The 13314-nt window shown below is 67.1% G+C and carries 14 protein-coding genes; 4 read left to right on the plus strand and 10 right to left on the minus strand.

Translation table 11 applies throughout. The features are described 5' to 3' along the window. The first annotated feature begins 393 nt into the window (after positions 1–393). The gene (locus tag ACFFN1_RS09800) at positions 394–687 is read left to right on the plus strand and encodes a transposase (protein ID WP_376840542.1); all 294 of its coding nucleotides are present in this window, start codon (positions 394–396) and stop codon (positions 685–687) included. Positions 688–1008: 321 nt separating this feature from the next. On the opposite strand, the gene ACFFN1_RS09805 is transcribed toward ACFFN1_RS09800, so the two are convergent. From ACFFN1_RS09805 to ACFFN1_RS09840, 8 genes are read right to left on the minus strand one after another with little or no spacing between them, the layout of a single operon-like run. Beyond that, positions 1009–1344, minus strand: a complete 336-nt coding sequence (locus ACFFN1_RS09805) for a metal-sulfur cluster assembly factor (protein ID WP_376840543.1) — start codon at positions 1342–1344, stop codon at positions 1009–1011. 30 nt (positions 1345–1374) lie between these two features. Next, a complete protein-coding gene (sufU, locus tag ACFFN1_RS09810; RefSeq protein WP_376840545.1) occupies positions 1375–1851 on the minus strand; it encodes a Fe-S cluster assembly sulfur transfer protein SufU in 477 nt (158 codons plus the stop codon). A 19-nt stretch (positions 1852–1870) separates the two neighbouring features. Then, positions 1871–3142, minus strand: a complete 1272-nt coding sequence (locus ACFFN1_RS09815) for a SufS family cysteine desulfurase (protein ID WP_376840546.1) — start codon at positions 3140–3142, stop codon at positions 1871–1873. A gap of 17 nt (positions 3143–3159) precedes the next feature. After that, on the minus strand, positions 3160–3918 hold the full coding sequence (gene sufC / locus ACFFN1_RS09820) for a Fe-S cluster assembly ATPase SufC (protein WP_376840547.1): 759 nt from the start codon (positions 3916–3918) through the stop codon (positions 3160–3162). Positions 3919–3953: 35 nt separating this feature from the next. Continuing rightward, complete coding sequence (locus tag ACFFN1_RS09825; RefSeq protein WP_376840548.1) at positions 3954–4274, minus strand: non-heme iron oxygenase ferredoxin subunit; 321 nt, start codon at positions 4272–4274, stop codon at positions 3954–3956. Then, on the minus strand, positions 4271–5422 hold the full coding sequence (gene sufD / locus ACFFN1_RS09830) for a Fe-S cluster assembly protein SufD (RefSeq protein WP_376840550.1): 1152 nt from the start codon (positions 5420–5422) through the stop codon (positions 4271–4273). The genes ACFFN1_RS09825 and sufD overlap by 4 nt, the downstream gene beginning before the upstream one ends. Positions 5423–5476: 54 nt before the next feature. Then, positions 5477–6913 (minus strand): Fe-S cluster assembly protein SufB, encoded by a 1437-nt coding sequence (sufB, locus tag ACFFN1_RS09835; protein ID WP_376840551.1) that lies wholly within the window; start codon positions 6911–6913, stop codon positions 5477–5479. Continuing rightward, positions 6910–7650 carry a helix-turn-helix transcriptional regulator gene (locus ACFFN1_RS09840; RefSeq protein WP_376840552.1) on the minus strand — a complete coding sequence of 247 codons (741 nt, stop codon included), beginning with the start codon at positions 7648–7650 and terminating at the stop codon, positions 6910–6912. Before ACFFN1_RS09840 ends, sufB begins: the two co-directional genes overlap by 4 nt. A 123-nt stretch (positions 7651–7773) precedes the next feature. Between ACFFN1_RS09840 and ACFFN1_RS09845 the strand changes: the two genes are divergently transcribed. From ACFFN1_RS09845 to ACFFN1_RS09855, 3 genes are read left to right on the plus strand one after another with little or no spacing between them, the layout of a single operon-like run. Further along, a complete protein-coding gene (locus ACFFN1_RS09845; protein ID WP_376840554.1) occupies positions 7774–8724 on the plus strand; it encodes an ABC transporter ATP-binding protein in 951 nt (316 codons plus the stop codon). Next, positions 8721–9551: an ABC-2 transporter permease gene (locus ACFFN1_RS09850; protein WP_376840556.1), complete on the plus strand. Its 831-nt coding sequence runs from the start codon at positions 8721–8723 to the stop codon at positions 9549–9551. The genes ACFFN1_RS09845 and ACFFN1_RS09850 overlap by 4 nt, the downstream gene beginning before the upstream one ends. 12 nt (positions 9552–9563) lie before the next feature. After that, on the plus strand, positions 9564–10571 hold the full coding sequence (locus ACFFN1_RS09855; protein ID WP_376840558.1) for a COX15/CtaA family protein: 1008 nt from the start codon (positions 9564–9566) through the stop codon (positions 10569–10571). Here the strand turns inward: ACFFN1_RS09855 and ACFFN1_RS09860 are convergent. Then, entirely contained in the window at positions 10543–12162 is a 1620-nt protein-coding gene (locus tag ACFFN1_RS09860) for a CYTH and CHAD domain-containing protein (RefSeq protein WP_376840560.1), read from the minus strand. The genes ACFFN1_RS09855 and ACFFN1_RS09860 overlap by 29 nt on opposite strands. 156 nt (positions 12163–12318) lie before the next feature. Beyond that, positions 12319–13230: a heme o synthase gene (locus ACFFN1_RS09865; RefSeq protein ID WP_376840703.1), complete on the minus strand. Its 912-nt coding sequence runs from the start codon at positions 13228–13230 to the stop codon at positions 12319–12321. Positions 13231–13314: the final 84 nt, after the last annotated feature.

A 13314-nucleotide genomic window follows, 5' to 3' on the forward strand; every position in this document is an offset into this window, starting at 1 on the left:
GGAAGAGACCGGTGAGAGGCCGGGACACTACCTCCTGCCCACTCATCGCGTCCGCGCTCGAATCCGAATGAACCCCCGGACATCAAGCAGATCGGTGGATCAAGGATTAGAAGAGATTGAATCGCATCTGCTTGCTCGGAGCTCAGGGCTAAGAATCCCTGCCCGAGACACCGAGCTGCGTTTCGAAGACAGGCCAGCTCACTAGCCATGCGCTGTTCAATTGCGGTGGGCTCTACTCCGCTGTCGGTGTTGCGGCTGACGATGGCTGAGTTTTGACCCCTCTTGTGTTAGTTTCTGCCGGCTTCGGTCAGTGGCCCTCTACTACGTTTAAACCAGCCGGCTCATCGGAGCCGACGTACCCCTATGAACTCTCCACCGAACTCGGGTCGATCCATGATTCTGCCGCAGGTGCCGGCTGATATTCGGGTTCCGCGGGCTGGTGGTGGTCGTGCTCGCACTTGTCCGAACGCCGTCGTGGCTGATCGTGCTTATGGGGCCAAAGCCAACCGCGAATACGTGCGTTCGCGCGACATCCGGGCTGCGATCCCGAAGAAGAAGGAGGAGATCGCGACTCGAAAGAAGCGCAGCAGCATGGGTGGGTGGCCGCCGGTCTTCGATGCCGCTGCGTATCGGAACCGCAACGTCGTCGAGCGTTCGTTTGCCTACGTCAAGCAGTGGAGGGGTTAGCGACTCGGAATGACAAGCTCGCAATCACGTATCGAGCCGCTGTCGTGATGAGCGCGATCTTGGCGTCGCTCCGTAAATAAGGAGACATGCCCCAGCTACCCAAGAAATGGAGCTACGGCGCGCCTGCACGCGAGTCGCGGTGAACACCCTGAATCACCCGAATTTGCGGGATGGCCATGCCAGATCTGCGGAAAGAGCAGTAAGTTCGCTCGACGGAGGGATCTCGAAGACGGCGCGACCCGACCTCGGGACGCCCTGCGCGGGCACAGAATAAGGCCCTCTGACCTGTAAATATGAAGATCAGAGGGCCTATCCCGAAGCTCAGATGTTGAAACCGAGGGCGCGCATCTGCTCCTTGCCGTCCTCGGTGATGCGCTCGGGACCCCACGGCGGCATCCACACCCAGTTGATGCGGTAGGCCGGCACAATGCCCTCGAGCTGCTGGGCGCACTGGTCTTCGATGACATCGGTCAGCGGGCAGGCCGCCGAGGTGAGGGTCATCTCGATGACGGCGGTGCCGTCGTCCTCGACGGACGCGCCGTAGACGAGTCCGAGGTCGACGATATTGACGCCGAGTTCGGGGTCGACGACGTCCATGAGGGCGTCGACGACCTCTTCGGGTGTTGCATTGGTCGGTTGGTCGATGACTTCAGGCATGGTCTCCTCCTCGCACCTCAAGCCTAATGGTCAGCGGTTGTCTGCGGCCGCCTGCGCCTGGACGAAGGCATCCTTGAATGCCATCCAGGCCAGCAGCGCACACTTGATGCGCGCAGGAAACTTCGAGACTCCTTCGAACGCGGCGGCATCGCCGAGGAGCTCCTCATCGGCGTGCCCCCGGCCGCGGGAGTGCATGAGCTCGTGGAAGCCGGCCTCCACCTCGGCGAAGGCATCCGGGCTCAGCTCTTCGGCCATCTCTGCCAGCACCGAGGCCGAGGCCATCGAGATCGAGCAGCCGGCGCCGTCCCAGCGCATGTGCAGGGACCCTGCGGCTGGGTCGTAGAGCACTTCGACGGTGATCTCATCGCCGCAGGTCGGGTTGACCTGATGCGATGACCCGAAGAGCACTGAGCCGTCCTCGGGTGCGCCGGTGAGCGGCAGGTTGCCGCAGCGGCGCTTGGCGTGGTCGAGGATGACCGCTTGGTACAGCTGCTGCAGATCGCTCATGATGCCCTCATCTCCTGTCTCAGGACAGCCCGAAGAACGGACGGACTTCTGCCAGCGCGGCGAGAAAGGCGTCGCAGTCCTCAGCTGTGGTGAACACCGAGGCGCTGGCCCGGGTGGTGGCGGTCAGGCCGTACCGGCGGTGCAGCGGCTGGGCGCAGTGGTGGCCGACGCGCACCGCGATGCCGCGGCTGTCGAGCACCTGGCCGACGTCGTGGGCGTGGACACCGTCGACATCGAATGACACGGCGGCGATGCTGGCCTCGTCGGCCCGCGGTCCGATGCGCCGGATTCCCGGGATCTGCGCGATGCCGTCGATGAGCCGCTCAGCGATCTGCGCCTCGTGCGCGGCCAGCTCAGCCATCCCGTAGTAGCCGAGGTAGTCGACGGCCGCGTGCAGGCCGACGACCTCTGCGATCGGCTGGGTGCCTGCTTCGAAGCGCTGCGGGGCCGGCATGAACTGGGCTGATTCCATGTCGACGGTGGTGATCATCGAGCCGCCGGTGAGCACCGGCGGCAGTGCATTGAGCAACTCCGAACGGCCGTAGAGGACGCCGATGCCGGTGGGCCCGAGCATCTTGTGCCCGGAGAACGCCGCGAAGTCGACGTCGAGACCGTGCAGGTCAACGGGCACGTGCGGCACCGACTGGCAGGCATCAAGCACCGTGTAGGCGCCGACAGCGCGGGCCCGGTCGACGAGCCGGTCGACCGGGTTGATGGTGCCGAGCACATTCGACACATGCGTGAAGGCCAGCACCTTCGTCGTCTCATCGACGATCGCGTCGAGCTCACTGAGGTCGAGCTGGCCGTCGTCGCTCAGCGGCAGCCAGCGCAGCTGCGCTCCCGTCAGCGCTGCGGCCTGCTGCCAAGGGATGAGGTTGGCGTGGTGCTCCATCTCGGTCACGACGATCGAATCGCCGGGACCGAGGCGGAACCGCTGGGCCTCTGCTCCCCCGAGCCCGGCGGAGGCATGTGCCATGCCGAGGGCGACGACATTGAGCGCCTCAGTGGCGTTCTTCGTCCAGCACACCTCGGACGGGTCCGCGCCGACGAAGGCGGCCACCGCCTCGCGCCCGGCCTCGAACGCATCGGTGGCGTCGACGGCCAGCTGATGCGCACCCCGGTGCACCGCGGCATTGCGCCGCTGGTAGAACTCATCGATCGCGTCGATGACCTGGTGCGGCTTCTGCGCGGTGGCACCGGAGTCGAGATACACCAACCGCCCTCCGCCGACTTCCCGATCGAGGATCGGGAAGTCCTTGCGGATGCGGTCGATATCAGCAGAGCTGAGCACGGCAGTGCGCCTGTCGATCAGGCGTCCTGCAGGGCCAGGCGGTCGTAGCCCTCGTTCTCAAGGCGCTCGGCCAGCTCCGGACCGCCGGACTCGGCGACGCGGCCCTTGTAGAGGACGTGGACGCGGTCCGGGCGGATGTACTGCAGGATGCGGGTGTAGTGGGTGATGAGCATGATGCCAACATCGGTCTTCTCGCGGGCGCGGTTGACGCCTTCGGAGACGATGCGCAGGGCGTCGACGTCGAGGCCGGAGTCGGTCTCGTCGAGGATCGCGAAGCGCGGCTTGAGCATCTCCATCTGGAGGATCTCGTGGCGCTTCTTCTCACCGCCGGAGAAGCCTTCGTTGACGTTGCGGGAGGCGAAGGCCGGGTCGACCCGCAGCTCCTGCATCGCCGTCGAGAGCTCCTTGGTCCAGCTGCGCAGCTTCGGGGCCTCGCCGTCGATGGCCGTCTTGGCCGAGCGCAGGAAATTCGTCACGGTCACGCCGGGGACCTCGACCGGGTACTGCATGGCGAGGAACAGGCCGGCACGGGCGCGCTCGTCCGGGCTCATCTCGGTGATGTCCTCACCGTCGAGGGTGACGGTGCCCGAGGTGATCTCGTACTTCGGGTGGCCGGCCAGGGCGTAGGCCAGAGTCGACTTGCCGGAGCCGTTGGGGCCCATGATGGCGTGGGTCTCCCGGGAGTTGATCTCCAGGTCGACGCCCTTGAGGATCTCCTTGGATTCGGTATCGGTCTGGACGCTGACGTGCAGGTCGCGGATGGAAAGAGTTGCCATTATTCAGTCCTTCGGTGTTGTTCGTTCGGTGAAGATCAGGAAACCGGCGTGGTATCGACGTAGACGACGCCGTCGCGCTCTTCGCACGGATAGACGGCGACCGGTTCGAAGGCCGGCGGGGACAGCGGCTCACCCGTGGTGAGCGAGAACGCCGAGCCGTGCAGCCAGCATTCGATCGAGCAGTTCTCGACTTCTCCATCGGCCAGCGACACCTCGCCGTGGGTGCACAGATCGTCGATCGCATGCACGGTGCCGTCATCGGTGCGGGCGATGCAGATCTCGCGCTCGTCGACGACGACCCGCAGCGCAGAGCCGGCGGGGACGGCGCTTGCCGGGCAGGCTTCGTGCAGGCTCACAGCATGCTCCTGGAGAGCTCTTCTTCGATCTGCTCGTTGAGGACGTCCTCGATCTCCGGCACGCGGATCTGCTGGATGACCTCGTTGAAGAATCCGCGCACCACGAGGCGGCGGGCGACGACCTCGGGGATGCCGCGGCTCATGAGGTAGAACAGGTGCTCCTCATCGAAGCGGCCGGTCGAGGATGCGTGGCCGGCGCCTTCGATCTCACCGGTCTCGATCTCCAGGTTCGGCACCGAGTCCGCACGCGCACCCGCGGTGAGGATGAGGTTGCGGTTGAGCTCATAGGTGTCGATGCCGAGCGCCTCGGGGCGGATGAGCACATCGCCGATCCACACGCTGCGCGCGTCGGTGCCCTGCAGAGCGCCCTTGTACAGGACGTTCGAGGTGGCCTTGGGCGTGTTGTGGTCGATGTAGGTGCGGTGCTCCAGGTGCTGACCGGCATCGGCGAAGTACAGGCCGAGCAGCTCGGCCTCGCCGCCGGGACCGTCATAGCGGACATTGGAGTTCAGGCGCACAATATCGCCGCCGAGCGAGATCGCGATGTGCTTGAACTGCGCGTCCTTGCCGACGAGCGCATCATGCTGGCCGAGGTGGACCGAGCCGTCCTCCCACAGCTGGATGGTGGCGAAGGTGACCTCTGCGCCCGCGCCGACGAGGATCGAGACATGCTCGCTGTAGCGGGCCCGCCCCTCGTGCTCGACGACGATGGTGGCCTTGGCGTTCGTGCCGATGGTGACGAGGACCTGGCCGTGGACGGTCTGGCCGTCGACGCCGTCGGCGTGGATGATGACCGGGGCGTCGAGCTCGGTGCCGGCGGGCACATCGTAGTGGAGCACGCCGGGTGCCTGGTTGGCGGCGATCGCTGCCGGGCGGTCCTCCGGGGTCAGCGCGCCGAGCTGCTGGGCAGCGGCAGCGTCGATGGCCTCGCAGCTGACGCCGGCCGGCAGATCCTGCTGCAGCGCCAGCTTCTCGCCCGTGCCGGCATCCTCCATGAGGTCGGACAGTTTGCGCACCGGAGTGAAGCGCCATTCCTCTTCCCGTCCGGTGACCTGCGGGAAGTCGGCGACTGAGAAGCTGCGGATCCGTTCGCTGCGGGAGGCCGCCGGAACCTGAACCTCGCTCGGGTTCTCAAGAGTCTGGGACATGTAGTTCTCTCTCCTGTGTGAGACGTGGGTGCCTGGATGGGGACGGCGGGGTGATCAGCCGACCGCACCCTCCATCTGCAGCTCGATGAGTCGATTGAGCTCGAGGGCGTACTCCATCGGCAGCTCACGGGCGATCGGCTCGACGAAGCCGCGCACGATCATCGCCATCGCCTCGGTCTCGTCGAGGCCGCGGCTCATGAGGTAGAACAGCTGATCCTCGCTGACCTTGGAGACGGTGGCCTCGTGGCCGAGCGACACATCGTCTTCGCGGATGTCGATGTAGGGGTAGGTGTCCGAACGCGAGATATTGTCGACGAGCAGCGCATCGCACAGCACGGTGTTCGACGATCCCTTGGCCTTCGGATGGATGTGGACGAGGCCGCGGTAGCCGGCACGTCCGCCGTTGCGGGCCACGGACTTCGACACGATCGAGGACTGGGTGTGCGGTGCGGCGTGGACCATCTTCGCGCCGGTGTCCTGGTGCTGGCCGCCGCCGGCGAAGGCGACGGACAGGGTCTCGCCCTTCGCGTGCGGGCCGGTGAGCCAGATGGCCGGGTACTTCATGGTGACCTTCGAGCCGATGTTGCCGTCGACCCATTCCATCGTCGCGCCCTCTTCGGCGATCGCACGCTTCGTCACGAGGTTGTACACATTGTTCGACCAGTTCTGGATCGTCGTGTAGCGCACGCGGGCGTCCTTCTTCGCGATGATCTCGACGACAGCCGAGTGCAGCGAATCGGACTTGTAGATCGGGGCGGTGCAGCCTTCGACGTAGTGCACATAGGAGCCTTCGTCGGCGATGATGAGGGTGCGCTCGAACTGGCCCATGTTCTCGGTGTTGATGCGGAAGTAGGCCTGCAGCGGGATCTCGACATGGACGCCCTTGGGCACGTAGATGAACGATCCGCCGGACCACACTGCGGTGTTGAGCGCGGAGAATTTGTTGTCACCGGCGGGGATGACGGTGCCGAAATACTCTTCGAACAGCTCCGGGTGCTCCTTCAGCGCAGTGTCGGTGTCGAGGAAGATGACACCCTGGCGCTCGAGCTCTTCGTTGATGCGGTGGTAGACGACCTCGGACTCGTACTGTGCGGCCACACCGGCGACGAGGCGCTGCTTCTCCGCTTCCGGGATGCCGAGGCGGTCGTAGGTGTTCTTGATGTCCTCGGGCAGGTCCTCCCAGGACTGCACCTGGCCTTCGGTCGAGCGGACGAAGTACTTGATCTCGTCGAAGTCGATCTCGCTGAGATCGGCACCCCAGTTGGGCATCGGCTTCTTCTCGAACAGGCGCAGAGCCTTGAGCCGGCGGTTGAGCATCCACTCCGGCTCCTCCTTCAGCTCTGAGATTCGGCGCACGACGTCTTCGTTCAGACCGCGCTCGGCGGTCGCGCCTGCATCGGTCTCGTCGTGCCAGCCGTAGGCGTAGTTGCCGATGTCGTGAAGCTCGGGATTGGCTTCAAGAATCGGATTGGTCTCGGTGGTGTCAGTCACCTTGAGCCTCCTTGTGTGCGGTCATTCTGGTCGATCAACGGACGGTTGACGACAGACGTTGGGATATGGGTCGTGCAGACGTGGGCGCCGCCGGCGAGCGTCGACAGCCGGCGCACGTCGACCCCGAGGTAGTCCGAGAACATCTCGAGCTCCTGTTCGCAGAACTCGGGATACTCCTCGGCGACGTTCTGAATCGGGCAGTGACCCTGGCACAGCTGCATCGCCTCCAGCGGCGTGCCAACGGCTACGGGGGTTGCCGAGGCGGCGAAGCCCTCCGCTGAGAGCGCCTGGGCGAGTTCGCGCGAACGGCTGGGAATCGTCTCCGCTGACTGCGCAAGACGCGCACGCAGCCGGGCGCGCAGACCCTCGACGTACTCGGCGGCGAACTCCGCGACGGCCTCGCGACCGTCCTTGCGGGCGAGGAAGTCGAGGACGTCGACGGCGAGGTCGTCGTAGCTGTGACTGATCTCGGCATGGCCTTCGGCGGTCACCACGTACTGGCGTGCCGGGCGGCCGCGGCCGAGCTTCGAGCCTGCCAGATCGCGGACCTCGACGAGGCCGTCTGCAGCCAGGGCGTCGAGGTGCCGGCGGATCGCGGCTGCCGTGAGGTCCATGGACTTCGCCACCGCCGAGGCGCTGACGGGCCCCTGGTCGAGGACAGCGGCCAACACCCGATGCCGGGTCTTGACGTCCTCGTGTGCGCGCGACTTGCGCTGTGGAGCATGCTGAGCAGCCATGTTCTTCACCCCGCTTCCCACCGACGGCACCAATGACACTGCATTACACAACAGTATTGTGAGCTAAATTGTTCCGTGTAAAGAAAGGGCACCCTAAAGTGTCGCGCCCGGGGCACAGCTACGATGGTACGCGTGTCTGCCTCACCTGCCGCTGCGCTTCCGCTGCAGATCGACGGCCTGGCCTTCTCGTATCGTGCCGGCCGGCGTGCCGTCGATGACGTCTCCCTGCATGCCGCTCCCGGCACGGTGCACGCGATCCTCGGCCCCAATGGCGCAGGCAAATCGACGACGATCGCCTGCGCGGTCGGCCTGCACCGCCCGGAGGCCGGCAGCGTGCGCATCTTCGGCCGCGATCCGGTGTCCGAACACACCTTCACCGCCGGGCGCACCGGGGTGATGCTCCAGGACGGCGGGCTGCCGATGGCCGCCCGTCCCCTGGCCGTGCTGCGGCATCTCGCGCGCCTCTATGCTTCCCCGCTCGATGTCACTGCGCTGGCTGAGCGGCTCGGCATCACCTCCTTTGCCGACCGCTCGATCCGCCGCCTCTCCGGCGGTCAGCGGCAGCGTGTCGGACTGGCGGCCGCACTCATCGGCCGGCCGCGGCTGCTGTTTCTCGATGAGCCGACTGCCGGCCTCGACCCGCAGGCCGCGCTCGTCGTCCACGAGGTCATCGCCGAGCAGCGCAGCGCCGGCGCCTGCATCGTCCTCACCACGCACGATATGGACGATGCGCAGCAGCTGGCCGATGAGGTCACCGTCATCGACCACGGCCGGGTCATCGCCGCCGGCACACCCCGCCGGCTCATGAACGGCGGCGGGAACCGGATGCTGCGCATCGTCACCGGCTCACCCCTGCCGGCAGCGGTGCGGGAGAGGCTCGACCGCTTCGGCACGGTCGATGCGCGCGAGGCGGAGACGAGCACGCTCATCCTACGCGGCGATCTGACACCGGCTGATCTTGCCGCGATCACCGCGCTGCTCGCCGAACACGAGATCAGCTGTGAGGAGTTCGCCGTCACCGGCCGGACCCTCAATGACGTCTTCCTCGACCTGACCGGAAGGAGCCTGCGGTGAGCAAAGTCGACCGGACCCCCGCCTCGGGGGCGGCGCCGAGCGCACAGCCGGCCCCCGCCTCGGGCGTGGCCGCAGGAACCGGGGCCGCCCCGGCCGGCTCCCGGGTGCTCGCCCAGACGGGCTTCGAGATCGCCGCGATCCTGCGCAACGGCGAGCAGCTGCTCGTCTCCATCATCCTCCCGGCGATCATCCTCATCGGCTTGGCGACCACCCCGATCCTCTCAGCACTCGGCGCCGATCTGGGCGGCCGGCCGGCCGTCGATGTCGCCACCGCCGGCGTGCTGAGCCTGGCGCTCGGCTCGAGCGCCTTCACCGGGCAGGCGATCGCCACTGCCTTCGACCGCCGTTATGGGGTGCTGCGCCAGCTGGCCACCACTCCCCTGGGCGTACGCGGTCTCATCGCCGGGAAGTTCATCGCCGTCGCCGCCGTCGTCGTCATCCAGTACGCCCTCATCGGCATCCTCGCGTGGATCCTCGGCGCCAGCGGCGGCGTGCACATCCTGAGCCTGGCGCTCACCGCAGGGCTGGGCACCGCGATGTTCCTCGTGTGGGGGCTCGTCATGGCCGGCACGATCCGTGCCGAGGCGACGCTGGCGCTGGCGAATCTGCTGTGGGTGCTCATGGCCGCCGCCGGCGGGCTGCTGCTCGCACCTCCCGGCATGTGGGGTGCGATCGTGTCGTGGCTGCCCTCCGGGGCGCTCGGCGAGGCGATGCGCACGGCGGTGCTCAGCGGCGGCATCGATCCGCTCGCCCTAGCGGTCATGGCCGGCTGGACGCTTATGGGTATTGTCACAGGGGTGCGGTTTTTCTCATTTGATGCCAGATGAGATAATCAGCCTATGACCGCCACAACCCCACCGCCGAGCATCGCGCAGCCCAGCGTGATGAGCCGGCTCATGCCGCACCAGCCCAATCGCTTCACCCGCGCAGTCGCGTGGATCATGCTGCTGGCGCAGTCGGGGATCATCATGACCGGCGGCACAGTGCGGCTCACCGGCTCCGGGCTCGGCTGCCCGACATGGCCGCGCTGCACCGAGGACTCCCTGACGAACACCCCGGCGATGGGCATCCACGGCTACATCGAGTTCGGCAACCGGGTGCTGGCGATCTTCCTCGGCATCTACTGCCTCGTCGCCCTCATCGCAGTGTGGCGGATGCGCCGCACCCGCCCGGATGTGTTCCTGCCGGTCGTCGGGCTCGGCCTGCTCGTCGTCGCCCAGGGCATCGTCGGCGGCATCAGCGTGCGCATGCAGCTGAATCCGTGGATCGTCGCCAGCCACTTCCTGTTCTCCGCCGTCGCCGTCATCATCTCCGCATACATGCTGCGGCGCACCGGTGATGCCGGGAAGCCCATCGCGCCGCTCGGCACGGCCCTGCTGCGCCGGCTGGGTTGGGCGATCGCGGCGCTGACATCGCTCGTCGTGCTCCTCGGTGTGCTCGTCACCGGAGCCGGGCCCCATGCCGGCGATGCGCTCAGCGCCCGCAACGGCTTCGACACCGTCGTCATCTCCCGCATGCATGCGCTGCCGGTCTGGCTGCTCGTGGCGACGACGATCACCGCTCTGCTGCTCGCCCGCCGGCAGGGCCTGGCACAGCCGACCCGCACGCTCAGCGTGCTCCTCATCATCGAGCTCGCCCAGGGCCTCATCGGCTACATCCAGTACTTCACCGGTCTGCCGGAGCTGCTCGTGGCCGCCCATCTGCTCGGCGCCTGCTTCATGCTCGCCGGAGCGACAGTCGTCGTCGACTCCCTCTACCGCCGGCCGGCCCTCGCCGAGGCGGACATGGCCGACGGCCCACAGAGCGAGGGAGCCGAGGTCACAGCTTCTGTTCGAGTGCCTTCCTGAGCACCCGGTCGGCTTCCTTCAGTGAGGCCTCCGTGTGCTGCAGCTGGGTGCCGAAGAGCACCCCGTAGGTGAAGGACGACTGGCCGTCGGCCTCTGCCCGGCGCGCCAGCTGCTGGATCCACTCCCGCGCGACAGCGGCATCGTTGAGCTCACCGTAGTGTTCGGTGACCGCCTCCCACCGCGCTGCGGCCTCTTCGGCTGGGCGTCCGAGCGCCAGGGCCAGCGCCTCGCAGACATAGCGGACGACCTTGGCCTTCTTGCGCACCTCGTGCCGGTGCTCCAGCTGCTCCGCACCCGAGGTGGCCCGCACCTTCCGATGCTCCCGCCGGACCTTCCGGATCGCCTTCTCCAGCAGCTCCGGATACGCCTTGCCGGTGCTCCGGGAGGTGTCCCAGGCCGGATCGAAGGGCGGATCCTGCAGCCATCCGAGGAGGCTGCCGAGCAGCCGCCCATAGCGCTCGGTCGACAGGGTGCGGCGCACATTGGCCACCGATTCGCGGTGGTGGGCGCTCAGCTGATCCGTCATGTGCTCGGCTGCGTGCTCTGTGATCGCCTCATCCGGCAGCTCCGCCAGCAGCCGCGGCAGCCGTTCGAGCTGCACTTCGGCATCGCGGGCATAGCCCAGCCGCGTGGCGTACCACTTGAGCTCGCCGCGCAGCCGTTCGACGGAGCTGGCGTCGAACAGCGGGGCGAAGGTCTTGAGGATGCTGCGCAGCCGGCGCGAGGCCACCCGCGCCTTGTGCACCCCATCCGGGGCGTTGTCGGCGACATCCTGTTCGCGGTGCTGCAGGACGCCGATGTGCTCGGCCATCGCTGCGAGCACAGTCTCGGCCAGCGGCGACTTGCGTGAGAGCCGGCGGGCTGCCGCGAGCTCCGGTGCGGTGCCGAGCGCCTGGGCGAGCTTCGAGGGCGCAGCCGATGGGGAGATGCCGGCGGCTGCGAAGGCACCGGCGATCGCGTCGAGGAGTTCACCACCGGTGCCTGCATTGAGCAGCTCGACTTCGAGCTCGCGCCATTCGGAACGGGCAGCGGTGACGCCCAGCCGGGCGAAGCGGGCGGCAGTCACGGTGTCATCGGAGAGCTCTGCGACCGCCGGGCCGCCGGCTTCGGCAGCGAGCAGGCGGGTGGTGCGCTCCGTCGTGAGCCGGGCGACGGGGATGAGCGGCACGAAGCCGATCTCCTCGCGGATGACGGCGAGCAGCTCACTGGGCACCCGCAGCTCATCGCCGTCGTTGAGTTCGACATGCATCTCCGTGCGGGCGCTGCCGGCCGGCAGCTTGAGATGCCAGCCGGCATCGGCACCTCCGGTGCGCCGGCGCAGGGTGAGCTTCGCCCGCGCGAGCTGGAAGTCCGGAGAATCGAAGTACACCGCATCGAGCAGCATCTCATCGCCGTCCACCTGGTGTGCGACGCCTGTCAGCTCGGGCACCGGCTGGCTGGGGTGGGGGGCGAACTTCAGCTCCTCTTCGGTGGCCACCTGCACCCGGTCGGACGCGGCCGCGGCCTCAGCGACCGCCTCGGGAACGGGGGCGCTGTCCGGTGCTGCAGAGGGATTCGGGTCACCGTGGGGATCAGCGTGCACGTCGCTCACAGACACTCCTGTGCTCATCTCAGGGCGCCGCAGAATGGCGCTTGCGGTTATTCTCGTCAAGTATATCGAGACCCCTGACGCACCAGCGGGCGCAGGCGGGCGGAGACGACTGCAGCCCGGCACCGGGCCGGGCTGCAGAGAACGGCTGGCCGCAGCTCAGCCGAAGAACGGGTTGAAGAACGGGTCGACCGCCACCGCGAGGAACAGCACCGACAGGTAGGTGATCGATCCGTGGAAGACCTTCATGGCACGCAGCTGGGTGCCGCTGAAGCCCTTCTTGGCGCGGGAGACGAGCCGGTAGCACTGGTACATGAACCAGCCGCCCGAGAGCACCGCGACGGTGATGTAGATAGGGCCCATCGGCGCAACCGGGATGAGCGCGAGGCTTGCTGCGACCATCGCCCAGCCGTACCAGATGATCTGCTTGCCGACGCTCGTCGGCGGGACCTTCGACGGCAGCATCGGCACGCCGGCGGCGTCGTAGTCGGCCTTGTACTTGATGGCCAGCGGCCAGTGGTGCGGCGGCGTCCAGAAGAACACGACGAGGAAGAGGATGAACGGCTCCCAGCTGAGCGAACCGGTGACAGCCGACCAGCCGATGAGCACCGGCATGCAGCCGGCAGCACCGCCCCAGACGATGTTCTGGGTGGTGTGGCGCTTGAGCATGATCGTGTAGAACACGGCGTAGAGGAGGATCGCGGTGGCGGTGAGACCGGCGGCGACCCAGTTGGTGAAGCCGCCCATCCAGAAGATCGATCCGATGCCGAGCGCGAAGGCGAAGACGAGGGCCTCGCGCGCGCTGACCTCACCGGTGACGAGCGGACGGTTCTCCGTCCGGTGCATCTTCGCGTCGATATCGCGGTCGAGGTAGCAGTTGAAGACATTCGCCGAGGCGGCGGCAGCCGAACCGCCGATGAGCGTCGTGAGCACGAGCCACAGGCTCGGCATCCCCTGCGCGGCGAGGAACATCACCGGAGCGGTCGTCACCAGCAGCAGTTCGATGATCCGCGGCTTCGTCAGGGCGACGAAGGCCATGAACCGGCTGCGGGGCTTCGAACCGCGCGTCATCTCGTCGGCGATCCGCTGCAGCGGCTTCTCCTCGGAAAGGGCGGCACGGTTCTGGTCAGCAGTCACGCTCAGGTCACTTCCTCA

The sequence above is a fragment of the Brevibacterium otitidis genome (genome assembly GCF_042429315.1).
Classification (GTDB): Bacteria; Actinomycetota; Actinomycetes; order Actinomycetales; family Brevibacteriaceae; genus Brevibacterium; species Brevibacterium otitidis.

Bases quoted from the DNA above. Each gene is read 5' to 3' on its own strand.
- ACFFN1_RS09800 (WP_376840542.1), top strand. From the start codon at position 394: ATGATTCTGCCGCAGGTGCCGGCTGATATTCGGGTTCCGCGGGCTGGT.
- ACFFN1_RS09805 (WP_376840543.1), bottom strand. From the start codon at position 1,344: ATGCCTGAAGTCATCGACCAACCGACCAATGCAACACCCGAAGAGGTC.
- sufU (WP_376840545.1), bottom strand. From the start codon at position 1,851: ATGAGCGATCTGCAGCAGCTGTACCAAGCGGTCATCCTCGACCACGCC.
- sufC (WP_376840547.1), bottom strand. From the start codon at position 3,918: ATGGCAACTCTTTCCATCCGCGACCTGCACGTCAGCGTCCAGACCGAT.
- sufD (WP_376840550.1), bottom strand. From the start codon at position 5,422: ATGTCCCAGACTCTTGAGAACCCGAGCGAGGTTCAGGTTCCGGCGGCC.
- ACFFN1_RS09840 (WP_376840552.1), bottom strand. From the start codon at position 7,650: ATGGCTGCTCAGCATGCTCCACAGCGCAAGTCGCGCGCACACGAGGAC.
- ACFFN1_RS09845 (WP_376840554.1), top strand. From the start codon at position 7,774: ATGGTACGCGTGTCTGCCTCACCTGCCGCTGCGCTTCCGCTGCAGATC.
- ACFFN1_RS09855 (WP_376840558.1), top strand. From the start codon at position 9,564: ATGACCGCCACAACCCCACCGCCGAGCATCGCGCAGCCCAGCGTGATG.
- ACFFN1_RS09865 (WP_376840703.1), bottom strand. From the start codon at position 13,230: ATGACGCGCGGTTCGAAGCCCCGCAGCCGGTTCATGGCCTTCGTCGCC.